A 22,885-nucleotide genomic window follows, 5' to 3' on the forward strand; every position below is an offset into this window, starting at 1 on the left:
GGGCAGGCGCTGGAGACCCGCGTGAGGCGTACGTCTTACTCCAGTTACTCCAGCAGGCGTGCGGGAAGACCGTTGAGGCGCGCGCTCGGCTTCTTGCGGCTACCGAGGGGGCCGGGACTGCGGCCGTTGACGCCTCGGCGGCGGTTGGGGAGGCCCTGGCCGAAGCGGCCGGGGAGTTCACGACCTACCCCGTGGAGATCGGGGCGGGCGGGGGACGTCGCCGGTTCCGCACAGCCGAGCCGCGCCGGGCAGGTCTTCTGAGCCCGTGAGGCTCAAGGACTTCGAGCCCACGGCGATCCATCGCGAGGCGCTCTGGAGCTCGCCCGGGCGGGCTGGCCACCGCGATGGCCACGACCTACCCCGTGGAGAGCAAGTTGGCCGCACTCGTCCGTGGCCGGGAAGACCCTTCCGGACCGACAACGGCATACCTGGCGATGACGCGACGCGTCATCGGAACCGCCGGCCTGTGGGAGAAGGCCGAGGAGCTCGGCTCGGCCGCGCTGGAGCGCTGCGCCATCGGCCTCGGGCTCGCTCCGCCGGAGGAACCGGCCGGCTACCCGTGGAAGGTCGTGGTCAGCCACCCGGACGTCTCTACCGAGCCCGAACGCAAGGTCCCGGCGTAGCTCGGGCCGGACGGTGACGCTCCTGACGAAAGCGAACTGTGGGACGAGCCCCAGCGGCAACCGCCGGGTGCCTTCAGACCGCATCGAATCGGACGCTAAGCACCAGCCCTCCATCCCCCCGCGCCTGCGCCCCCACGTCGCCGCCGTGCGCGTCCGCGATCGCCCGCACGATCGACAGGCCGAGGCCCGCGCCGGGGTGTTCCGCGCTCAGCCCTCGGGTGAACGGCTCGAACAGACCGTCGACGTCCTCGGTCGCGACCAGCGGGCCGGTGTTCTCGACGCGGATCGTCGCCGTCCCGTCTTCTGTCCCGGTCCTCACGTCGACGTGGCCGCCGGGCTTGTTGTGGCGGACGGCGTTGGTGAGCAGGTTCTCGACCATGCGGGCCAACAGCGCCGGCTCGCCCTGGACCTCGGCCGGCTCCAGGCGGGTGGTCACCGTCAGGCCCGCGTCGGCCGTCGGCAGGGCCGTCTTCGCCAGTTCCGCGAGGTCGGCGGGTGCGCGGCGGAGTCGCGTCGTCTGGGCCCTGGCGAGTACGAGCAGGCCGTCGAGGGTGCGCTGGCTGCGCTCGGTCTCCACGCGGACGTCGGCGGCCATGGCGAGCAGCTCCTCTCTCGTCGGGTCGCCGTCGAGGGTGACGTCGACGGCGGTCCTGGTGGTGGCCAGGGGCGTCCTGAGCTCGTGGGCGGCGTTGGCGACGAACATCCGGTGCGCGTCCAGCCCGCGCTGGACGCGGTCGAGCATGCCGTTGAGGGTCGTGGCGAGCGCGGCGAGTTCGTCGGCGGGGGCGGTGACGGGGACGCGTTCGTCGAGGTGTTCGGCCGAGAGGCGGTCGGCGGTCGCCGTCATGGTCCGGATGGGGCGGAGGACCTTGCCGGCGACCAGCCAGCCGAGGAGGGCGGCCAGGGCGGTGACGACGGTCAGCGCGATGGCGGAGCGGGTGAGGAGGTCTTCGACGACCTGGTCGCGGAGGGCGTCGGCGGAGGGGACGTCGGGGGCGGGTGGGATGTCGCCGTGGCCGGTTCCCAGCAGCAGCACGGTGAAGCGGCGTTCGAGGCTCTGGCGGACCAGGACGTGCGTGATGGCGATGAGGGCGATGCCCGCCGCGAGCACCAGACCGGTGAACAGGACGGTCAGGCGGGCTCGGGCGGACATCCTCGGGGTCACCGGGCAAGCCTACGGAGCGAGACGGCCCGGATGACCAGTGTCGCCACGGCGGTGAGGGTCGCGATCGCGGCGAGGGCGGTCCAGGTCGCGGTGTCGGGGTGGATCAGCGACTGACCGCGGGCGGCCTGCCAGGCGACGACACCGAACAGGCCGGTGTGGGCGAAGGCGGCGGTCGTCATGAGCCGGGCGCGGACCTTCTCGTCGCGAAGCCAGGCGCGGCGGGCGGCGAGCGCGCCGAGGGCGAGGGTCAGCAGCAGCAGGACGTGGATGCCGTGGAGGCCGACGAAGTGGGGGATGCGGACGTCGCCGCCGTCGGCGTTCCAGTTCGTGACGGCCATGCCGTGGCCGTCGCCGCCGATGCCGTGGCCGCCGAGCAGTTCGACGTTCTCCCCGGCGGCGTTGAGGGCGGTGCGCGGGGCCGGGTCCATGAACGGGCCGAGGAAGGCGATGACGAGCATGCCCGCCGTGGCCAGGAGGACCCCGGCGCGGATGGCGACGTTGAGGGCCCGGTCTCCGGTGCGCTGTCTCAGGACCAGGATCGCGACGAGCACATTGGACAGCAGGATCGGCGGGACGCCGTAGGAGAAGACGGCCTGGACGAGGGTGTTGAAGGAGCCGGTGGAGACGTTGAAGTGGCTGAAGGTGCCGAGCGCGGCGGCCGCGGTGATGACGGCGATGTCGGCGACGGAGAAGACGGCGTGCGCCAGACCGGTCCACCAGCCGAAGCGCCTTCCCTTGCGCAGCTTGGCGAGCAGCCAGGCCAGGGTGAGGCCGTAGAGGGTGAAGGCGAAGCCGAATTTCAGCGGCTTCAGCCAGACCGACTCGCCCAGGAGGGTCCGGTCGTCGACGATGAGGCCGACGGCCGAGACGACCATGACGACGGCCATGAAGGCCGCGTTGACCAGCAGTGGGCGGTGCCAGGCGCGTACGTTTCGCAGAAGGTTCACGGTGTTCCCGTCCTTGTCGCGGCCGGGTCTTTCCCGGGCCGGCGAAAGCGTGCGGGGTCGCGGATACAGTGCGGTTTCATCGCTCCTTCACGCGGTTTCGGCCGCCTACAGGCCGATCCCGGCGGCGGTGGACTTGGCGCGCCGGGCACGGCGGTGGATGCTGGTCGGATGTCGTCTTTGAGCGGCGTCGAACTCGACGCCTATCTCGCCCGCATCGGCCACTCCGCCGACGTCCGTCCCGACCTCGCGACGCTGCGCTCGGTGCACCGCGCGCACCTGGCGGCGATCCCCTACGAGGCCCTCGACATCCAGCTCTCCCGGGGTGTCAGCCTCAACGGGACCGATGTCGTCGCGAAGCTCGTCACGAACCGGCGCGGCGGTTTCTGCTACGAACAGAACGCGCTCATGGCCCGGGCCTTGCGCGCGATCGGTTTCACCGTCACGTATGTGGAGGGCGCGGTGATGCGCGCCGCTCGCGGTGACGACATGTGGCGCAATCACATGCCGCTGCTGGTCGACCTGCCCGAAGGCCGTTTCCTCGCCGACGCCGGGCTCGGCGACGGTTTCCTCGAACCCCTGCCGCTGACCGAAGGCGTGCACGCCGACGGGATCTGGTCGCATCGGCTGGAGTTCCTCGCCGAGGGCGTGTGGCGCTGTCATCCCGACCCGCGCGGCTCGGTGGAGTCCTTCGACTTCCGCACCGAACCGCGTGAGGTCGCCGACTTCGTCGAGGCGTGCGCCTACCGCGCCGACTCCCCCGATTCGCCGTTCAAGCGCGTCCTGGTGGTGCAGCAGCCGCGACCAGAGTCCAAAGTGGTCGTTCGCGGCTGCACCCACATCGTCGTGACCGCCGGCGAGCGCACCGAGCGGGTCCTTGCGGATCCGGACGCCTTCGGCGCGGTCCTGTCGGCCGAGTTCGGGCTGAGCCTGCCCGGCGAGGACGTCCGGGCACTGTGGACTCAGGCTTGGGCGAAGCACCTGGAGTGGCTGGCGGAGAAGGAGAACACCCCGGCCTAGGCGCCGAGCCGTCGCAGGTACTCGTTGATCGGCCGGGTCCACCGGCCCGGGCGGCGATGTAGCCGTCGGGGCGGATCAGGACGAGTGCGGGACCGGTGACGCCGTGGGCGTCCCGGGCGGGCCGGTCGTTGATCTCCTGGACGCACAGGTCGATCCAGGGCATCACGGGCGGGCCGGGGTCGCCGCGCCGAAGACCAGGACCGTCCACTGTGGTCCGCGCAGGACGTCGCAGAGGCGGCGGCCTCCGGCGACGTCGGGTGCGCGGTCCCCCGGCCGTGCCACGGGACCTGACGAGGCTCCTCGGCCGCCTCATCGACGACCTCGCCGCACACGCGGCCGCCTAGCCCTCCAGTTCGGCCGCCAGTTCGCGTTTGAGGATCTTGCCCGTCGCGGTCATCGGCAGGGCGTCGCGGAACTCGACGATCCTCGGGTACTTGTAGGCGGCCATGTTCTCGCGGCACCAGGCGATCAGCTCGTCCTCGGTGACGGTCGCGGCCGCCTTGCGGATCACGTAGGCCTTGATCTCCTCGCCCTGGGACTCGTGGGGAACACCGATGACCGCGGCGAGGCTCACGTCGGGATGGGTCAGCAGCACCTCCTCGACCTCGCGCGGATAGACGTTGAAGCCACCGCGGATGATCAGATCCTTGATGCGGTCGACGATGTAGAAGTAGCCGTCGGCGTCGCGGCGGGCGACGTCGCCGGTACGGAACCAGCCCCGCCCGTCGAGCACCTCGGCCGTCTCCTGTGGACGGTTGAGGTAGCCCTTCATGACGTTGTGCCCGCGCACCCGGATCTCGCCGGGTTCGTCCACATCGGACTCGGTGCCGTCGGGGCGGGTCACCTTGACCTGCACGCCCCACACCGGCAGGCCGATCGAACCGGGCCGGCGGGGCCGGTCGACCCGGTTGAACGTCGCGATCGGGCTCGTCTCGGACAGCCCGTAGCCTTCGAGGATCGGCACCCCGAACCGCTCCTCGAAGCCCTTCAGGACCTCAAGGGGCAACGCCGAACCGCCCGAGACGGCGATGCGCATGTCGCGGGCGATCTTGGCCAGATCGAAGCTCTCGGCATCCGGATGGTTGAGCAGCGCCCAGAACATCGTCGGGACACCCGCGAAGAAGCTCACCGACTCCGCCCGCATCAGCCCCAGCGCGGCACCGGCGTCGAAACGCGGAAGCAGGACCAGCGTCGACGCCGTCGAGAAACCCGCGTTCATCTGCACCGACTGGCCGAAGGAGTGGAACAGCGGCAGCGCCAGCAGATGCACCTCGTGCTCCGCCGTCCCGAACAGGCGGTTGGCGAGGATCGCGTTCTGGACCATGTTGCTGTGGCTGAGTTCGGCGCCTTTCGGGCGGCCCGTCGTGCCGCTGGTGTAGAGCACGACGGCCGTGTCGGTCTCCGCCGTCGCCGCGGCGTCGAAGGCCGCCGGGGAGCCCGCCGTCGCCGCCGCGAGCGTCTCGGCGCCCTCGACCGGCGACTCCGCGGCGGGATCGGCGGTGATGAGCAGGAAGTGCTCGCACCCCTCCGAGCCCTCGAATGCCGCGAAACCGTTGCGGCCCATGGGCAGTTCGGCCGTGCCCTCGAAACACAGGTAGGCGCGGGCGCCGGAGTCGGCGAGGTGGTAGGCGATCTCGCGCTCGTTGAGCAGGACGTTGAGGGGCACGACCGCCGCGCCCGTCTTGAGGATCCCGTAGTAGGCGATCGGGAAGTACGGCAGGTTCGGGCAGGTCAGCGCGACCCGGTCGCCCGGACCGATGCCACGTGCAGCCAGCACGTGCGCCACCTGCGACGCCGCGGCGTCGACCTGCGCGTACGTCAGACGGGTCGGGCCGAGCACGACGGCGTCGCGGTCGGCGAACTCACGGGCGGAGTCCTCCAGGAGGACGGCGAGGTTGAGCATGAGGGGGGCCTCTCGCGTCGATGGCTGCGTGGCAAACATCTTGGCAGGTGACGAGGGGGTGATGTGCTGTCGACCACAGGGTTTTCGATCCGTCAGGCGCCGATCAGACGCGCGCCCGCCCGCCGCAGCCACTCCCGCGAGCGCGCGTTCATCGCCTCGTACCCGCCGGCCCACATCTCCGCGAAGCCCGGATGGCCCGCCCGGGCGGCCTCGCCGACCGAGTCCAGCGCGTCGGCCAGGAACACGGCGAGGAGCTCCAGCACCCGCCCGCGACCGGCCTCGCCGAGGCCGTGCACGTCGGTGAAGGCCCGGAACCGGGCGGCCTGGTCGAGACCCGCGCGGGCGTCGGCGATGTCGGCGGGGTCCCGCAGCGGGATCCAGTGCCGCACGGCGATCGCGATGTCGTAGAGCCGCTCGGCGGGCCGCGCGAGATCGAAGTCGATGAACGCGGCCGCGCGGCCGTCGCGGACGACCGTGTTCTCCAGGCACAGGTCGAGATGGCACATCAGCCCGCCGCGGCCCTCCGGCGGGAGCTCGCGACCATCCAGAACCCCGACCGGCGCCCACCCGGCGGCGGCCTCGTGCAGCGAACGCTGGAGCTCGGCGACGCTGACCAGCAGCTCCTCGCCGGCCGCCCAGTCCGGGAACGGCGGGACCGCGACCGCGCCGGGCTCGAAGCTCAGCACCTCGCGCCCGTCGGGAGCCGTCCCGAGGACGCGCGGCGCCGCCGTGAAACCCGCTGAGGCCAGGTGCGACAGGAAGTCGCGGACCACGGCGGCGTTCGGCCCACCCGGCCGGTACACGCTGTCGCCGACGCGCACGACCGCCCCGGCGCTCGCGATCCCGCCGGGCAATGCCCGCTCCTCCATCCCTACCCCAGCACCTTCCCCGGGTTGAGGACGCCCGCCGGGTCGAAGGCGTGCTTGACGGCCTTCTGCATCGAGTAGTTCACGTGGTCGAGTTCGCGCTCCAGCCAGTCGCGCTTGAGCAGCCCGACCCCGTGCTCGCCGGTGCTGGTGCCGCCCATGTCCAGTGCCATCGCGAGGATCTCCTCGAAGGCGCGGCGGCCGCGTTCGACGGAGGCCGGGTCGGTGCGGTCGACGACGATGTTGGGGTGCAGGTTCCCGTCTCCGGCGTGGGCGATGACGCCGACGTGCGCGCCGGTCTTCGCGGCGATCGCGGCGACGCCGTCGAGGGCCTCGGCGAGGCGCGAGCGCGGTACGGCGATGTCGTCGACGATGACCGCGCCGAGTTTCTCCATCGCGTGGTAGGCGAGGCGCCGTGAGGTGAGCAGGGCCTCGGCCTCCTGTTCGTCGGTGGCCTGGAAGACCTCGGTGGCGCCGGACTGTTCGCACAGGCGGGCGATGGTGCCGAGGTCTTCGGCGACGCCGCTGTCGGAGGCGGCGAGGAGGAGCGCGGCGGCGTCGGTCGGCAGGCCCTGCGGCGCGAGGGCCTCGATGGCGCGCAGGTGCACGTTGTCGACGAGTTCCAGCAGGCTCGGGACGCATCCGGCGGCGGTGATGGCGGTGACGGCGGCGCCCGCGGCAGTCGTCGACTCGAACACCGCGGCGAGGCTCAGCGCGGGCTTCGGCGTCGGCTGAAGCTTCAGGGTGATCTCGGTGATGACGCCGAGGGTGCCCTCGCTGCCGACGAACAGGCGCACCAGGTCGTAGCCCGCGACGCCTTTCGCGGTCCGCCGTCCGCAGCGCATGACGCGCCCGTCGGCGAGGACGACTTCGAGGCCGAGGACGTATTCGGCGGTGACGCCGTACTTGACGCAGCACATGCCGCCGGCGTTGGTGGCGACGTTCCCGCCGATGGTGGAGGACTCGTAGGAGCCGGGGTCGGGCATGTAGCGCAGGCCGTGGGGGGCGACGGCCTTGGTGACGTCGGCGTTGACCACGCCGGGCTGGACCACGGCGAGACGGTTGACCGGGTCGATCTCCAGGATCCTGTTCATCGCCGACAGCGACAGCAGCACGCAGCCGTCGACGGCGTTGGCCGCGCCCGCCAGGCCGGTCCGCGCGCCCTGCGGGACGACCGGGACGCCGTGCGCGGAGGCCAGGGCGAGGACGATGCCGACCTGGTTGGTGTCACGCGGCCGGACCAGCGCGACGGGCGCGCCCGCGTCGCAGAGGTCGGCGTGGTCGCGGGTGTGGGCGGCGAGCACGTCGGGGTCGGTGACCACGACGCCCTCGGGCAGCGCGTCGGTCAAGGCGGCGATGATCTCGGTCATGCCCAGGATGCTGCCCGGACACGCCGTGACCTGTCCACCCGGGGTCCGGCTGCCGGGAACCGTAGGCTTGGGCGATGCGTCACAGGACCATGCGCCTGACACGATTCCGCCTGCCCCGGTGCCTCGCCGTTTCGGCGGCCGTGGCGGCCGCGGGCCTGGCCTTGGCCGCCTGCGGTGGTTCGGGTCCCGGCGACGGCACGGGCGGTTCGACGCCGCCGAGTGCCTCCGGGACGGTGCCGCCTCCGTCCACGTCCGGTTCCGGGGAGCAGTCGATGGGTCCTGACGACGGCAAGGTCAAGCCGGGCTACGCCCTGCAGATCATCGTGACGAAGACCGGTGGTTTCGCCGGGGTGGAGGACCGCCTCGTCATCGCCGAGGACGGGACCTGGGAGTACACCGGGTCGCGGAAACCCGAAGGCGAGTCGGGGACCTTGAACTCCGACGAGCTGCGGCGGTTGCAGACCCTGGCGGTGTCGACGGAGCTGTTCGCGCCGCCGGAGAAGACGAAACCGGACCACCAGTGCGCCGACATGTTCCAGTACGGGCTGACCGTCGGGGACATGACGACCCGCACGAACGAGTGCGGCGAACCGCCGAACGACACCTTCAAGGACATGATGGCGATCGTGCACGAGGCGACGCCGATGTAGGCGTGTTCGGCGGAAGCGGTGCTCAGCGGTAGAAGTCCGCCACGGCCGCGACCTCCGCGGCCATCGCCTCCACCAGTTCCGGCGGGCCGAGGACCCTGGCGTCCCGCCCGAATCGCAGCAGCTGCCCCACCGCGTGTCCCGTCGACTCCATCGGGAGCGTCACCTCACGCCAGCCGTCGGCGTCGGGTGGCGCCGCGTCGTCCCCGGCGCGTTTCGGCACCGTCGGGAGCAGATCGGTGAGGTCGGCGAAACCTCTCGGCGACAGCGACACCCGCGCGTGCGTGCGGCTCACCCGCGACTCGTACTCGGCGACGCCCGACGCCCAGTGCGCGGCGAGGTCGAAGCCCGGCGGCCGGATCGCCTCGTCGTCGAGGATCTCGATCGAGCGGATCGTCGCCACCCGATAGGTTCGGGGCTTCCCGCCGCGAGCCGCGACCAGGTACCACGTCCCCGCTTTCAGGACCAGGCCGAGCGGGTCGAGGGTGCGCGTCACCGTCTCCCGCGTCGGTTCCCAACGGCGGTAACGGATCCGCACCCGCCGCTCCCGCCACACCGCGTCGGCGACCGTCAGCAGGTGCGGCACGTCGTCGGGCTCGCGGAACCAGCCGCGGGCGTCGAGATGGAAACGCTCGCGGATGCGGCCCGACGCCTCCCGGTACGACACCGGCAGGGCCGCGGTCAGCTTCAGCTCGGCGGCCGCGAGGTTCGCGCCCAGACCCAGTTCCGCCGCCGGTTGCGGCATCCCCGACAGGAACAACGCCTCCGCCTCGGCGGGTGTCAGGCCCGTCAGGCGGGTGCGGTAGCCGTCGAGCAGCTGGTAGCCGCCGAGCGGGCCGTGTTCGCCGTAGACGGGGACGCCCGCGGCGGCCAGGGCGTTGATGTCGCGGTAGACGGTCCGGACGGACACGTCGAGTTCGGCGGCGAGGGCGGGCGCGCTCATCCGGCCGCGGTTCTGGAGCAGCAGGAGCAGGGACAGCAGTCGGCTGGCGCGCATGTCCTGAAATCTATCCCGGGATGCTGACAGAAGATGTCAGGTATGCCGGTGAGCATGGTCTCCATGAACGACTTCGATTTCCTCATCGGTTCCTGGAACGTCGCCAACCGCCAGCTCAAGGAGCTGTTCACCGGCTGCGAGGAGTGGGACCACTACGCCGCCACCGCCGAGTGCCACTCCTTCTTCGAAGGCGGCGGGAACTTCGACGAGATCGTCTTCCCGAGCGGTTCACGCGGCGCGACGCTGCGCCTCTACGACGTGGAGGCGAAAGAGTGGTCGCTGTACTGGACCAACTCGAAGGGACGCCTGTTCCCGCCGGTGGTGGGCGGGTTCGACGGCCCGACCGGCGTCTTCGAAGGCGACGACACCCACGACGGTGAGCCGATCAGGGCGCGCTTCGTGTGGTCGGGCACCGACACGGACGCACCGCGCTGGGAGCAGTTCTTCTCCAAGGACGGTGGACAGACCTGGGAATCGAACTGGGTCATGGAGTTCTCCCGCCGGTGACGGGGGCGGGCGCGGGCGCGTCTGGGGTCGCCCGCGCCCGGTAGCGTCGGCGCGCATGGAGACCTTCGTCATCCGCAAGACGATGCGCGTCCCGGTACCGGCCGCGCCGCCCGGCGACGGGACGGCCATGGCACGGCGGCTCGACGCCGCGCTGCTGTCGGTGGGTTTCACCCTCTCCCCCGAACTCCTCGCCGAACTCTCCGGCCGCGACCCGAGTGCCGTGACGACCCTCGCGGTGAAAGTCCTCGCGGCGGTGCGGGAACTCGTCGGCGACCACGTCGCCCACAACGTCTACTTCGCCGACTTCCCCGCCAACGTGCCCGACACCATGGAGTTCTGGCTCGGCCTGGCCCGCAAGGCGGCGACCACACCGGGCGGCGAGGCCGTCGTCCGGGATCTGCTCTCCCTGCCCGGGTACGGCCGCTACCGGCACACCTTCGAGGACATGGCCGCCGTCCACGAGGACTTCCTGGAACTGGCCTCCGACCGCGTGACCGTACTCAACCTGGGCGGGACGCCCGAGGAGGAGGCCGCCGCGCTCTACCTCGCGCTGGCCGCAAGCACCGTCCCGCTCAACGCCGCCGACCTCGCCGGGCTCGCCGCCCTGGCGAAGACCTTTGTGGACGGTCCGGAGCCCGAAACCGTTCCGGTGCGGGAGAACAAGGCCGTCGTCAACGCCGCCCGGCTCGCGCGCGGCCTGCCGATCCGGGCCGACACGGTCACCGACGTGCTGCGCGCCGCCTGCGGCCTGTCCGGCGGGGACGTTACCCTCCTCGAACCGACACGCTTCGGCTCCTTCACGCGAGCGCAGCGCACATCGTTGCTGTCCACTCTGGACGCGATCGCCGCCGACGCGGAGAAACTCGCCGACGTCGGCCGCCACACCGAACGCTGGAAACGCCTCGGCGAGCGCCTCCACCCGCACGAGTACCCGCGCTGGCCGGGCGCCGCCGCGGTCTTCGCCGTCGCGCGCGGCGACCGGTCCGCGCCGACCCTCGCCGCCCGGGTCGAGCGCGCGCTGTCCACAGGGGACGGAGGAGCCGCGATCGGTCTGCTGCGCGCGGCCCCGGGGGTCCTGCTGCGCTCGGTGGACCGGCTCGCGCGAGCCGGAGCGCCCGGCCTGTTCGAGGCGGTCCGCGACGTCGCCCCCGGAACCTCGACGCGCATGCTGCTGGCACTGCGCCAGCACCTCGGCGATCGCGACGCACCGAGCGGGCCGCGCCTGTTCGTCAACCGCTCATCGCTGGCCTGGGCCCGATCCGACGGCCTGCCGCCGCTCGACGCGGGACTCGTCGCCGAACTGCGCACGCTGCTCGACACCGAGATCACCGACCGGCTGCCCGACCCCGGCGCGGTCGTCTACGACCCCGCGGTCCTGGATGTGGCACTGCCCCTGAGCCAGAAAGGCGACGCCGCCGGCTTCGGCGTCCTCCCGCGCGGTTCGCGCACACCCGTGCGCGGCGAACTGCTGCGCTTCTTCACGCACTGGCGGCAGAACCGCCACACCACCGACTACGACCTGTCGGCGCTCCTGCTCGACGACCGCCTCGCCACCGCCGGATGGCTGTCCTTCACCGAGCTGAAAGGCTTCGGCGGCACGCACTCCGGCGACATCACCGCCGCGCCCGACGGCGCCTCGGAGTTCATCGACCTCGCGCTCTCCGAGGTCGAGGCCCGGTACATCGTCGCCCAGGTGGACATCTATGACGGCGAGGGCTTCGCCAACGCCGCCGAGTCCTACTTCGGCTACATGGAGCGCGACGCCACCCAGCTGGGCATGCCTTTCGAGGCCCGGACCGTGCGGATGAAGTCCGACGTACGCGGTGCCGGACGGGTCGCGCTGCCGCTGCTGTTCGCCCGCGACGACGCCGGGGGCTGGTCGGCGGTCTGGCTGCACCTCTTCCTCCAGGGGCGGCCCGACTTCAACATGGTCGAGGACAACGCGGCCTCGACGACGCTGATGGTGCGCGGGGTACTCGGCCGCGCCCCTCTGACGATGAGGTACCTCTTCGACCTGTGGCGATCCCTCGGCGTCGAGGTCGCGGCGTGGGACCCGCTCGCCGTCCCCGCCGGAAAGGTGACCTGGATCGGCTTCGAACCGCCCGAAGGGCTGCCCCCGGGGGCCGACGTCCACCGTCCGGAGCGGTTCGCGGAGCTGGTGCCCGAGTAGGCTGGCGGCGAGGCCATGCGGCGGCTTCCTTCTCCTATCCAAGGCTTTAGCCGCCGCGCTCTCCTCACCGGGCCGCCGACACCGTCGGCGGCCTATTTGCGCGCCGACTCCGGTTGCGCGGCGAGCCAGTCGGCGACCTCCCGGGGCCCGCGCAACCGCGCGAAAGGCGTGTCGGGGGCGTGCTCGGCGATCCGGTCGAGCAGGATCCGGCGGCCGCGCACCGGGTAGTCCCAGATCCATTTCAGGAAGCCCCAGGTGATCCGCTCCGGCGAGCCGTCCAGCTGGTCGACGCGGTCGCGCAGCACCCGGCGCCGGATCGCGCGGTACAGGGTTCGGCGGCGCGGCTGGTCGAGCAGGACGATCAGGTCGGCGCGCGGCAGGCGCAGGTCGAGTGTCCCGCCGTAGTTGCCGTCCATGACCCAGCGCTCGGCGGCGACGAGCCCGGCCACCTGGCCACGCCACTCCTCTGTGGACGGTTCGACCCAACCGGGACGCCAGTAGTGCTGGTCGAGGTGGACCAGTGGCAGCCCGAGGCGGGCGGCGAGGGCGGTGCCCAATGTGGACTTCCCGGCGGCGCAGGAGCCGACGATGAGGATGCGCTGTGCCATTGCCCGAATGCTAGTCAGTCGGGCGGGTTCGGGGTGGGATCGCCGGGCGCGGCGAGTTCGGCGCGGATGCGGTCCACCCGCCCCGTCAACTCGGCGGCGGTGTCCGGGTCGCCGATCCGGGCGATCGACTCCCCGGCCTGTGTGAGGGCCTCCCGCGCGCCGTCGGCGTCCCCGGCCCGGCCGCGCACCAGCGCGATGACCGCGTCGAGGCGGGCCAGTTCCTCCGGATCGCCGTCCAGGCCGGTCGTGATCGACGCGCGGCACTCGTCGGCGAGTGCGGTGTCGAACGCGAGCCCCGCCTGGTGGCGCAGCAGGAGCAGCACGGTCGCGGCCTGGACGAAGATCGCGGCGAACATCGGCGGTGGGACCTCGCTCGTGGTGCCGCGTGCGGCGCGCAGCCGCTCGAACAGCCGCTCGACCTCGGCCCGGTCGACGATGAGGCCCATGCCCAGCATGTTCACGGCCGTGGTGAGCGCGAAGGCGGGGTCGAGGTCGTCGCGCAGTTCGCGCCACAGCGGCCCGGCCTCGGCGACCACGTCGTCGGTGTCGCGGCCGAGTTCGTGCCGGGCGCCCAGGAGCGCCATCAGGCTGAACAGCAGGTCGTGCCGGGAGTCGACGTCCTCGCTCACCTGCTCACGGGCCAGGGCGGCGTCGGCTTCGGCGAGACGCAGGGACTCCTCGTGCTCCCCGAGCCCGCTGGCCGCCGCGCCGCGTTCGCGGAGGATCGTGCGGGGAATCTCGGGGTCGTCGGTCCCGGCGGCGAGCTCCTCGGCCTCGTCGAGCGCGTCGCGGGCCTCGGCGTGCCGGTCGAGCGCGGTGAGGGCGCCCGCTTCGTCGAGTTTCACGTACGCGCGCAGCACGGCGGAGGCGCCCGCGGCGTCGAGTGCCGGGAGGACCCAGGCGATGTCGCGCAACATGCCCTCGTGGTCGGCGATCCGGGCGCGTGCGGCGACGAGCCGGCTGCCGGCGCTGGAGGCCGGGACGTCCCCGGCGACGTCCCGCACGAACGCGACGACGGTCTCGTAGAGGCCGACGTCCTCGGGCGGGCCGATCTCGGCCGAGACGGCGAGGACGAGTTCGTCGAACGCGCGCGCCGCGGTGCGCTCGCGGGGCACCGTGTCGAGTGCCGCGACGGCCCGGCGAGTGAGGTCGACGGCGGCTCTGCGCAGCTCCGTTGGCAGGCCGGAGGGGACGCCGAACCTGTTGTGCAGCAGGAAACCGGCGGGCACGGCGTCGGCCCCGCCGGGTTCCCACGGCGGGAAGTGGCCGGTGGCGGTGGCGACCGCGGTGACGATGTCGTCCTCGCCGACGATCGCGGCGGCCGCCTGCAGCGAGGTGGCCGCGCCACGGAGGTCGCGGCGCCAGGAGCGCACGACGGCCTGGTCGATGTGGGCGGCGGCGAGGTGCCCGTCGTTTCCGGCGTTGAGGGAGACGGCCTCCTCGGTGTGCTCGGCGGCTTCCTCGGGCCGGGCCTGGATGAAGGCGAGGACGGCGGCGGCGGTGTGCAGCAGCGGAACGGGAACCCGGGTGCGGAGGGCGTCGGCGACGATCTTCGCGGCGAGGTCGATCCGCCGGTCCTGGAGCCAGTAGACGGCCAGGTCGGCGGCGGTCTCGGCGAAGCGTCGCGCGTCGCCGACGGTCTTGTACCGGTCGGCGGCACCGGCCGCGATCGTGGCGCGCAGCGGCCAGTGCCGGAACTGGTCGCCGATCCCTTCGGCGACCTCGGCGCAGGCGGCGTTGAGGGCCGGGCGCAGGCGCGGGTCGCGGGTCAGCAGCCGGAGCGCGGTGTCGAGGGCGGGGGCGAGGACGGCCTTGTCGTCGGACAGGGCCGACGCGGCAAGGCGCGGCAGGTGCGCGGCGAGGGCGTGGGTCAGCGCCGCCCGGACGCGCGCCGAGCCGGCCGCGAGCCGCGCGGTCTCCAGGATCCGGGCGAGGCCGGCGCGGTCGGCGGTGGCGTCGATGAGCCCGTCGAGCAGGACAGGCAGGTCCTCGGTGCGATCGAGGAGCTCCTCGGTGAGGATGTCGGGCCCGAACACGAGCCTGCGTTCCCCGCCGGGGAAGACCGTGGCCAGCCAGCGGGTGAGCCGCCGCCGGACCGGGCCGTCCACATCGGGCAGTGCGGCCAGGACGTCGCCCGCTTCGGTTCGCAACGGTGAGGCCAGGGCGACGAGCGCGACGGCCTGGCCGGTGAGGATCCGGTCCTCGTCGTCGGGCGCGGGTGTCCACGCGTCGAGCCAGAGCCGTTCCTCGCGGGCGAGGAACTGGCCGAGGACGCCTTCGCGGGTGCCGGGCTCCTCCTCGCGGGCGGTGAGCAGGGCGGCCATGTGCAGGCGCATCGGGTGGGAGTACTCGGGAGTGTCGAGGGCGGGCAGTTCGGTTCCCGGTGCGGCGCCGAAGGCGGTCAGCGCGGCGGCGGCGTGCGCGCCACGCTCCTCAATGGACAGCGGGATGGAGTTGAGGGGCGCCAGCGGCGGGCGCAGGTGCTCGGCGAGGCCTTCGCTGCGGGCGTTGAGGTCGCGCCACCAGCGGCCGTCGCGGACATCGGTGCGGGCGACGAGCAGGAGCCGCACGGGCGGGCCGTGGCCGCGTGCGTTCATGGCGCGGATGAAGGCGCCGACGGCCTCGGCGTGCGGTTCGGCGTAGTCGACGACGAGCAGCGTCGGGCGCAGGACCTCCGGCGGCGGCAGCAGGGCGTCGTCGGCGATGAAGCCGGAATCCCAGCCCTCGGCGGTGATCTCGGCGCAGATCTGGGCGGCGAGGCGGGTCTTCCCGGCGCCGCCCTCGCCGGTGATGACGGCGAGGTCGAAGGCGCGCGGGCCGCGGCACCAGCCGAGCAGTCCGGGGCGAACCTCGTCGCGGCCCTGGAAGGGGACGACGGCGTAGCGGGGCAGCAGGAGCTGCCAGTCGGAATGCTCGGCGGGCAGCGGGATCGACGGCGGCGTGAGCAGGGTGTCGACTGTGGACACCTCGCGGCGGGCGACGTGTTCCACGGTTTCGGCGTGGCACCCGACGAGCGCGGCGAACTCCGCGTCGCCGAGCAGTTCGGCCGCCGGGATCAGCTCAAGGCGGCGGCCCCGGTAGGCGGCGGGGTCGAAGGCGACGACGCCGATCACCTGGAGCGCGGGTTCGGCCAGCGCGACCGCGCCCGACATGCCGCGCCAGTAGCCGTCCTCGCCCGAGAGCAGTTCGGGGGTCGCGATGTCGACGGAGTGGCGTCCGGCGACCAGGCCCGTGGCGTGGTCGACGGTGCCGCGCATGGTCTCCAGATCGCGGGCGCCCTCACCGGCCTTGGCCTTGGGGAAGCCGCGCGCGACGACCGGCACGCCGTCGCCTTCCGGTGTGCCCCAGCGGGTCCAGGCGATGCCGGGGTCGTCGCGCCACGGCGCCGACGGCACCCGCAGCAGCGCGGCGTCCACAGTGGACGAGCCGCGCCACACGACGGCCGCGTCGGCCGGATCGCCGCCCAGGGGCCGGATCCGGCAGGTGTCGGCGTCGCCGAGACCGTGCCGGGTGGTGAGCACCAGGTCGGCGGCGACGGCGAACCCGGAGGACACGCGGCCGCCCGCCCGGATCTCGGCGACCCGGTGCGCGCCACTGCGGCGCAGGGAGTCCTCGGCGGGCATGGCGTCCCCTCTCCTCTGTGGAGAGGTTAACCGCGCGACGCTTCCCGGCTAGGGATGCGGGATCCGCACGTCGGCCGCCCCGAGGCGGGCCGCGTCGGCGGTGTTGTCGTCGGGCTGGCGCTGGGAGTCGCGTTCGGCGTCGACGCGCGCCAGGTAGTGCCGGACCTCCAGGTCGCGCTCGGCGGCGTCCCAGTCGAGTTCGGCGGCCATGATGTCGGCGACCTGCTCGACGCACTCGGTGCCGCGATGCGGTGTCTCGATGGAGATCCGGGTCCGGCGAGCCATCACGTCGTCGACGTGCAGGGCGCCTTCGGCGCGGGCCGCGTAGGCGACCTCGGCGGCCAGGTACTCCGGCGCCCCGGTCAGCGAGACGCCCAGCGCGGGATTCTCGTCGACGAGCTTGAGGACTTCCCGGGCGAGGGACCCGTAGCGTTCGAGGAGGTGCTCGACGACCCCGACGGTCGTGCCGTGCCGGCGGGCGATGCCGCTGCGGTCGGCCCAGGCGACCTGGAAGCCGTCGGCGCCGACGAGCGGGATGTCGGCGGTCCGCGACGGCCGCACCTTCCCCAGGCGCCGGGCGGCGTGGTCGACGACGTCCGCGGCCATGACCCGGTAGGTGGTGAACTTCCCGCCCGCGACCAGCATCAACCCGAGCATCGGCTCGACGACGGCGTGCTCGCGCGACAGTTTCGAGGTCTGCTCGTCCTCGCCCGACAGCAGCGGCCGCAACCCGGCGTAGACGCCCTCGATGTCGCTGGTCTTCAGTGGACGGTCGAGGATCGTGTTGACGTGGTCGAGCAGGTACTCGATGTCGGCCGCCGAGGCCGCCGGGTGCGCGCGGTCGAGGGTCCAGTCGGTGTCTGTGGTCCCGATGATCCAGTGCCCGCCCCAGGGGATCACGAACAGCACGGACTTCTCGGTGCGCAGGATCAGCCCGGCGTCGCCGTTGATCGCGCTGCGCGGGACGAGCAGGTGGATGCCCTTGCTGGCGCGTACGCGCAGTCCGGGACGGTCGGTGAACATCTGCGAGACGTCGTCGCTCCACACACCGGTGGCCGCGATGACCGTGCGGGCGTGGATCTCGTACTCCTCACCGGATTCCATGTCCTTCACCCGCACGCCGACGACCTCGCGGGCGTCGCGCAGCAGGTCGACGACCCGGGTCGAGGTCAGCACGTGGGCGCCGTAGGAGGCGGCGGTCCGGGCCAGCGACAGCACGAAGCGCGCGTCGTCGACCTGCCCGTCGTAGTAACGGATCGCGCCGTGCAGGCCCTCCGTCCGCAGCGACGGGAACTCCCGCCGCACGGCCCGCTTCGACAGGTGCCGGTGCCACGGCATCCCGCGCCCGTGCCCGAGGGCCGTGGCGAGCGTGTCGTACAGGGCGACGCCCGCGCCGTAGTACGCGCGCTGCCACACCGGCGCTTCGAGCGGCACGAGGAACGGCACCGGCCGCACCAGGTGCGGGGCCAGGCGGGTGTAGAGCAGCCCGCGCTCGGTCAGGGCCTCGTGGACGAGACCGAACTCGAACTGCTCCAGGTAGCGCAGGCCGCCGTGGATGAGCTTGCTGGAACGGCTCGACGTGCCGGCCGCGAGGTCTCGCGCCTCAACGAGCGCGACGGACAGGCCGCGGCTGGCCGCGTCGAGGGCCGCGCCGGCGCCGGTCACGCCGCCGCCGATGACGCAGACGTCGACCTTCTCGGCACGGACGGCCGCCGCGTCGGCCGCACGGCGCTGCGGACCGAGGCGGGCGGCGGTGTTACGGGTGGTCTTCGGATCACGAGGCACGTGTTGACCGTAGCTCCCGGCGGCTCACCTCGGGAAGAGAAGGGGCCCCGTTACTTGATCACGCGGTACTTCAGGTGGGTGCCGCCTTCGCCGTCGACGTTGCGCACGAGCTCCAGCGGCGCCGGGAAGTCCCCGAAGAGCCGCACACCGGCCCCGAGCAGGACCGGGACGAGGTGCAGCTGCACCTCGTCGACGAGACCGGCGGCGAGGGCCTGCTGGAACACGTCGGCGCCGCCGGCGATGTCGACGTCACGGTCCCCGGCGACGGCCTTCGCCCGCGCGACGGCGGAGGCCACGCCGTCGGTGACGAAGGTGTAGGAGTTGCCGCCTTCGAGTTCGAGGGTGGGGCGGGGCCGGTTGGTGACGATGAAGACGGGCGTCCTGAACGGCGGGTCCTCGCCCCAGAAGGCTTCGCCCTGGTCGAACATCATGCGGCCCATGACGACCGCGCCGGTGCCGTCGAACCATTCGCGGATGACGCCGTCGTCGGTGTTGACCAGTCCGCCCTCCATGCCCTGGCGGGCCCGCCACGAGGCGAGCTCGGCGACCCACTCGTGCAGGACGGCCCCGCCGTCGCCGACGGCGTTGTCGGCGGAGATGCCGGATCCGGCGATGAAACCGTCGACGGAGATCATCATGCTGGCGGTGACGATGGTCATGGGGCGATCCTCTCGTGGGTCCCGCCCCTGGTGGGCGGGTTCCGCAAGGGGGTCGGGACGGTGCGGCGGGTTTCGACATACCGCCGGCCGGATTCGCCGCGTGACGTGTGACACAGGTGCCCGGGCGGCCCGAGGGCCGTCCGGGGCACGGGTCAGGCGACGCGGGTCAGGATGAGCATGGGCGGGGTGGAGGCGCTGCAGTTGAGCTGCTGGAGCGAGTAAGTGAGGGGGCCGAGGACGACACCGAGACATTCGTTGCCGCCGGCCTGCCGGATCTGCTGCGGCCCGGTCGCCGTGGGGCTCAGATAGAAGCGTTGCTGATTGCCACCGTGGCAGCCCCAGAGGTGGACGATGCGGGGATCGCTGTCGGGGCCGTCGAGGCACTTGTTCTGGGCGGCGTACTTGAAGGACTGGAACATGTAGTTGTTCTGGTCGTCGAGCCGGTAGATGCGCCATTTCTGGATCTCGGCGCCGAAGGAGCAGTTCTGCGGGTAGATGAGGGCGCCGTTGGCGCTGGAGTTGCCCGAGACCCCCATGCAGAGGCCGCCGGAGCTGATCGTGAAGTCGCCCTGCCAGATGAAGGCGGCCTGGGCGGGCGCGGCGGGTACGAACACGAGGCCGATGGCGAGGACGAGGGCCGAAAGGACGGCTGAGAGCCTGCGTTGCATGTCGTCTCCTTGCTGGTGCGGTGCCCCGTTCCGGCGGGCACGCAGGCCACGGTGGCCGGGCTCGCGTGGAAGCACTAGGGCCGAAGGGCCGTCGCGAGGCGCCGCAGGCCCTCCGGGACGCGTTCGGCGGTGATGACACCGAAGCCGAGCACGAGCCCCTGGCGGGTGCCGCCGAAGCGGGTCACCTCGCGGACGCGGACGCCGAGGCGGGCGGCGCGTTCGGCGACGGCGACGCCGTCGAAGTCGCCGTGGACGCACACGTGCAGGCCCGCCGAACCGGGGACGAGGGTGAGGCCGCCGATCGCGGCGAGTCCTTCGGTGAGGCGTTCCCAGCGGGCCGCGTAGAGACGGGTCGCCTTGCGGACGTGGCGGCCGAGCTGCCCTTCGTCGATGAAGCGGGCGAGCGCGGCCTGCGTCCACCATTCGCCGTGCCAGCCCGACAGGCGCCGGGCCGTCCGCAGCGGGCCGCGCAGGGCGGGCGGCGCGATCAGGAAACCGACGCGGAGCAGGGGCGACAGGACTTTCGAGAAGGAGCCGACGTAGAGGACTCGCCCGCGCCCGCCGCCGAGGCTGTAGAGCGGTTCGAGGGGCCGTTCGGAGTAGCGGAACTCGCTGTCGTAGTCGTCTTCGACGATGACGCCGTCGTGCCGTTCGGCCCAGTCGAGCAGGGCGCGGCGGCGGGCGAGGCTCATCGGCATGCCGAGCGGGAACTGGTGGGAGGGCGTGACGTAGACCAGGCGCGTCCCGGGCGGGATGCGGTCGACGTCGATGCCCTCGGCGTCGACGGGCACCGGCGCGATCCGGGCGCCGAGGGCGGCGAAGAGGTCGCGGGCGGGCGGGTAGCCGGGATCTTCGACGGCGACGGTGTCGCCGGGCTCGACCAGGACGCGGCTGGTCAGGTCGAGGGCCTGTTGCGCGCCCTGCGTGATCAGGACGTCCTCGGGGTCGGCGCGCACGGCCCGGGACAGGCCGATGTGGCGGGCGACGGCCTCGCGCAGCCCGGGATGCCCGGCGGCCGAGGCGTAGCCGGGCAGGGGCGCCGCCGAGGGACGCAGTTCGCGGGAGACGAGGCGGCGCCAGGCTACGTAGGGGAACAGGGCCGGGTCGGGCACGCCGATCTGGAAGTCGTAGTCGAAGCGGCGCGGGTCGGGCGCCGGGTCGGTCCGCCACTGCGGGCGGGGCGACGGCGAGGTACCGGTCGCGGCGGGCTCCCCGGGCTCGGTGAAGGCGACGAAGGTGCCCGAACCGACGCGCGCCGAACAGAAACCCTCGGCGATGAGCCGCTCGTAGGCGACCGCGACGGTGTTGCGGGAGACCGCCAGCCGCCCGGCGAAGTCCCGCGTCGACGGGAGCCGCTCCCCCGGCCGCAGCCGCCCGTCGACGATCGCCTCGCGCAGCTGGCGGTAGATGCCCGCCGCGAGGTCACCGTCGGCGAGGCTCACATGCAGTTCCATTGGCCCAATCATCTCACGCGAAATTGGTACTTACGCCCGGCCAATCACGCTCATAGGTTGATCACATGCAGATCGACATGTGGTTCGACCCCAAGTGCCCCTGGGCCTGGATCGCCTCCCGCTGGCTCCTGGAGGCCGAACGGGTCCGCGACGTCGAGACCCGCTTCCACGTCATGAGCCTGTCCGTCCTCAACGAAGGCCGCGAAGGCCTTGACGACTGGTACGCCACGTGGCTCGCCGACACCCGCGGTCCCGTCCGCGTCGCCATCGCCGCCGAACAGAAGTACGGCGACGAGATCCTCCGCGACCTCTACACCGCCCTCGGCACCCGCATCCACCGCGACAGGCGCGCCATCGGCCCCGAGCTCTACGCCGACGCCCTCGCCGAACTCGGCCTCGACCCCTCCCTCGCCGAAGCCGCCGACACCGACAAGTACGACGAAGCCCTCCTCGCCAGCCACCACGCCGGACTCGACCTCGTCGGCGAAGACCTCGGCACCCCGACCATCCACCTCCCCGGCCCCGACGGGGAACCCGTCGCCTTCTTCGGGCCCGTCATCACCCCCATCCCCCGCGGCGAGGACGCCGGCCGCATCCTCGACGGCGTCCTCGCGCTCGCCTCCGCCCCCGGCTTCTACGAACTCAAACGCGGCGGCCGCCCGCGCCCGGCGACGCGGTGAACACCCGCCGCCTGGCCCTCGCGCAACTGGCCAACTCCATCGGCGACGGCGCCTACTACGTCACCTCCGCCCTGTTCTTCACCACCATCGTCGGCCTCTCCCCCGTCCGCGTCGGCCTCGCGCTGACCGTCGCCTGGGGCATCGGGGCACTCGCCGGAGTACCGATCGGCGCGCTCGCCGACCGGCGCGGGCCGCGCGGGGTCGCGGTCCTGCTGGCCGTGGGCACCGCCGTCGCGGTCTCGGCCTTCCTGACGGTGCGGTCGTTCTGGCCGTTCCTGGCGGTCCTCGTGGTGTACGCGACCTGCCAAAGTGGACTGTCGGCCGCACGGCAGGCACTGCTCGCCGGACTCGTCGAAGCGGGTGAACGCACGAAGGTCCGGGCACGGATCCAGGCGACCTCGAACGCGGGAATCGCCGTGGGCGCGGGGATCGGCGGGGTGGCGCTGAGCGTCGGGACCGAGTCGGCCTACCTGGCGGCGTTCGGGATGGACGCGGTGGCCTTCGTCCTCGCGGCGGTGCTGCTGGCCCGCGTCGGGGCCGTCGCGGGCACGCCCGCGACGGGTGCGCGGCGGCTGGAGGTGCTGCGGGACAGGCCGTACGCGGCCCTGGCCGGACTGAACGCGGTGATGCTGCTGACGATGCCGCTGCTGTCGGTGATCCTGCCGCTGTGGATCGCGCAGCGCACCGACGCTCCCAAGTGGATGGTGGCGGCGCTGTTCGTGCTCAACACCGGCGGTGTCGTGCTGTTCCAGGTGCGCGTGGCGAAGGGCGTGCGGACGTTGACCGACGCGGGCCGTTGCGTCCGCTGGGCCGGGATCGTGCTCGCGGCCTCGTGCGGAATCCTCGCCCTGTCGGGGATGTGGCGGGGAGCCTGGGCGGCCGGTCTGGTCCTGCTGGCGGGAGCCGCGTCGCAGGTCCTCGGGGAGATGCTGCTGGCGGCGGGTTCGTGGGAGATCAGCTTCGGGCTGGCACCCGAGGGCTCGCAGGGGCAGTATCAGGGCTTCTTCGGCACGGGAGTGCCGGTGGCGAGGATGGCGGGGCCGGGACTGCTGGCGGTGGCGGTCCTGGAGTGGGGCGCGCCGGGGTGGGCACTGCTCGGGGCGATGTTCCTGGCGGCGGGACTGGCGACCGGGCCGGTGGCGCGGTGGGCGTCACGCAAGCGGGCCGGGGAGGTCGTGGCGGCTGCCTAGTGTGGG

Annotated in this window: 19 protein-coding genes; 7 read left to right on the top strand and 12 right to left on the bottom strand. The window is 72.6% G+C overall.

Translation table 11 applies throughout. The features are described 5' to 3' along the window. Positions 1 to 434: 434 nt before the first annotated feature. Positions 435 to 623, top strand: a complete 189-nt coding sequence (locus HNR73_RS33795) for a hypothetical protein (RefSeq protein ID WP_184791989.1) — start codon at positions 435 to 437, stop codon at positions 621 to 623. A gap of 73 nt (positions 624 to 696) precedes the next feature. On the opposite strand, the gene HNR73_RS33800 is transcribed toward HNR73_RS33795, so the two are convergent. After that, positions 697 to 1,788, bottom strand: coding sequence for a sensor histidine kinase (locus HNR73_RS33800; protein ID WP_239122288.1), 1,092 nt, complete (start codon positions 1,786 to 1,788; stop codon positions 697 to 699). After that, on the bottom strand, positions 1,785 to 2,675 hold the full coding sequence (locus HNR73_RS33805) for a hypothetical protein (RefSeq protein ID WP_260337613.1): 891 nt from the start codon (positions 2,673 to 2,675) through the stop codon (positions 1,785 to 1,787). The genes HNR73_RS33800 and HNR73_RS33805 overlap by 4 nt, the downstream gene beginning before the upstream one ends. 228 nt (positions 2,676 to 2,903) lie before the next feature. Here HNR73_RS33805 and HNR73_RS33810 point away from each other — a divergent pair, with 228 nt between their 5' ends. Beyond that, entirely contained in the window at positions 2,904 to 3,752 is an 849-nt protein-coding gene (locus HNR73_RS33810; protein ID WP_184791994.1) for an arylamine N-acetyltransferase family protein, read from the top strand. 340 nt (positions 3,753 to 4,092) lie between these two features. Here the strand turns inward: HNR73_RS33810 and HNR73_RS33815 are convergent, their stop codons facing one another. From HNR73_RS33815 to HNR73_RS33825, 3 genes are all read right to left on the bottom strand, one after another. Next, the gene (locus HNR73_RS33815) at positions 4,093 to 5,655 is read right to left on the bottom strand and encodes a long-chain-fatty-acid--CoA ligase (RefSeq protein WP_184791996.1); all 1,563 of its coding nucleotides are present in this window, start codon (positions 5,653 to 5,655) and stop codon (positions 4,093 to 4,095) included. Between the two features lie 92 nt (positions 5,656 to 5,747). Beyond that, positions 5,748 to 6,524, bottom strand: a complete 777-nt coding sequence (locus HNR73_RS33820) for a phosphotransferase (protein ID WP_184791998.1) — start codon at positions 6,522 to 6,524, stop codon at positions 5,748 to 5,750. Between the two features lie 2 nt (positions 6,525 to 6,526). Then, the gene (locus HNR73_RS33825) at positions 6,527 to 7,891 is read right to left on the bottom strand and encodes an FAD-binding oxidoreductase (protein WP_184792000.1); all 1,365 of its coding nucleotides are present in this window, start codon (positions 7,889 to 7,891) and stop codon (positions 6,527 to 6,529) included. A gap of 74 nt (positions 7,892 to 7,965) precedes the next feature. Here HNR73_RS33825 and HNR73_RS33830 point away from each other — a divergent pair, with 74 nt between their 5' ends. Further along, positions 7,966 to 8,541, top strand: coding sequence for a protealysin inhibitor emfourin (locus HNR73_RS33830; RefSeq protein ID WP_184792001.1), 576 nt, complete (start codon positions 7,966 to 7,968; stop codon positions 8,539 to 8,541). A gap of 22 nt (positions 8,542 to 8,563) precedes the next feature. On the opposite strand, the gene HNR73_RS33835 is transcribed toward HNR73_RS33830, so the two are convergent. Next, entirely contained in the window at positions 8,564 to 9,535 is a 972-nt protein-coding gene (locus HNR73_RS33835; protein WP_184792002.1) for a helix-turn-helix transcriptional regulator, read from the bottom strand. A gap of 63 nt (positions 9,536 to 9,598) precedes the next feature. Here HNR73_RS33835 and HNR73_RS33840 point away from each other — a divergent pair, with 63 nt between their 5' ends. Together HNR73_RS33840 and HNR73_RS33845 are read left to right on the top strand one after the other, a co-directional pair. Then, positions 9,599 to 10,042: a hypothetical protein gene (locus HNR73_RS33840; RefSeq protein WP_184792004.1), complete on the top strand. Its 444-nt coding sequence runs from the start codon at positions 9,599 to 9,601 to the stop codon at positions 10,040 to 10,042. A 55-nt stretch (positions 10,043 to 10,097) separates the two neighbouring features. Continuing rightward, the gene (locus HNR73_RS33845; protein WP_184792006.1) at positions 10,098 to 12,212 is read left to right on the top strand and encodes a TerD family protein; all 2,115 of its coding nucleotides are present in this window, start codon (positions 10,098 to 10,100) and stop codon (positions 12,210 to 12,212) included. A gap of 92 nt (positions 12,213 to 12,304) precedes the next feature. Here HNR73_RS33845 and HNR73_RS33850 read toward each other — a convergent pair whose 3' ends face one another. The 6 genes from HNR73_RS33850 to pdxR all read right to left on the bottom strand — a co-directional run bounded on the left by HNR73_RS33850 (position 12,305) and on the right by pdxR (position 21,009). Next, positions 12,305 to 12,820, bottom strand: a complete 516-nt coding sequence (locus HNR73_RS33850; RefSeq protein WP_184792008.1) for a P-loop NTPase family protein — start codon at positions 12,818 to 12,820, stop codon at positions 12,305 to 12,307. A 14-nt stretch (positions 12,821 to 12,834) separates the two neighbouring features. Next, positions 12,835 to 16,443 (bottom strand): hypothetical protein, encoded by a 3,609-nt coding sequence (locus HNR73_RS33855; protein WP_184792010.1) that lies wholly within the window; start codon positions 16,441 to 16,443, stop codon positions 12,835 to 12,837. A gap of 48 nt (positions 16,444 to 16,491) precedes the next feature. Next, positions 16,492 to 18,228, bottom strand: coding sequence for a glycerol-3-phosphate dehydrogenase/oxidase (locus tag HNR73_RS33860; RefSeq protein WP_184792012.1), 1,737 nt, complete (start codon positions 18,226 to 18,228; stop codon positions 16,492 to 16,494). Positions 18,229 to 18,278: 50 nt separating this feature from the next. After that, a complete protein-coding gene (locus HNR73_RS33865) occupies positions 18,279 to 18,887 on the bottom strand; it encodes a dihydrofolate reductase family protein (RefSeq protein ID WP_184792014.1) in 609 nt (202 codons plus the stop codon). 152 nt (positions 18,888 to 19,039) lie between these two features. Beyond that, positions 19,040 to 19,555: a ricin-type beta-trefoil lectin domain protein gene (locus tag HNR73_RS33870; protein ID WP_184792016.1), complete on the bottom strand. Its 516-nt coding sequence runs from the start codon at positions 19,553 to 19,555 to the stop codon at positions 19,040 to 19,042. Positions 19,556 to 19,629: 74 nt separating this feature from the next. Beyond that, entirely contained in the window at positions 19,630 to 21,009 is a 1,380-nt protein-coding gene (gene pdxR, locus HNR73_RS33875) for a MocR-like pyridoxine biosynthesis transcription factor PdxR (RefSeq protein WP_184792018.1), read from the bottom strand. 65 nt (positions 21,010 to 21,074) lie between these two features. Between pdxR and HNR73_RS33880 the strand changes: the two genes are divergently transcribed. Continuing rightward, positions 21,075 to 21,689, top strand: coding sequence for a mycothiol-dependent nitroreductase Rv2466c family protein (locus HNR73_RS33880; protein ID WP_184792020.1), 615 nt, complete (start codon positions 21,075 to 21,077; stop codon positions 21,687 to 21,689). Next, positions 21,686 to 22,879: an MFS transporter gene (locus HNR73_RS33885; RefSeq protein ID WP_184792022.1), complete on the top strand. Its 1,194-nt coding sequence runs from the start codon at positions 21,686 to 21,688 to the stop codon at positions 22,877 to 22,879. Before HNR73_RS33880 ends, HNR73_RS33885 begins: the two co-directional genes overlap by 4 nt. The last annotated feature ends 6 nt before the right edge of the window (positions 22,880 to 22,885 follow it).

Origin of the sequence: Phytomonospora endophytica (assembly GCF_014202425.1) — a bacterium.
Classification (GTDB): domain Bacteria; phylum Actinomycetota; class Actinomycetes; order Mycobacteriales; family Micromonosporaceae; genus Phytomonospora; species Phytomonospora endophytica.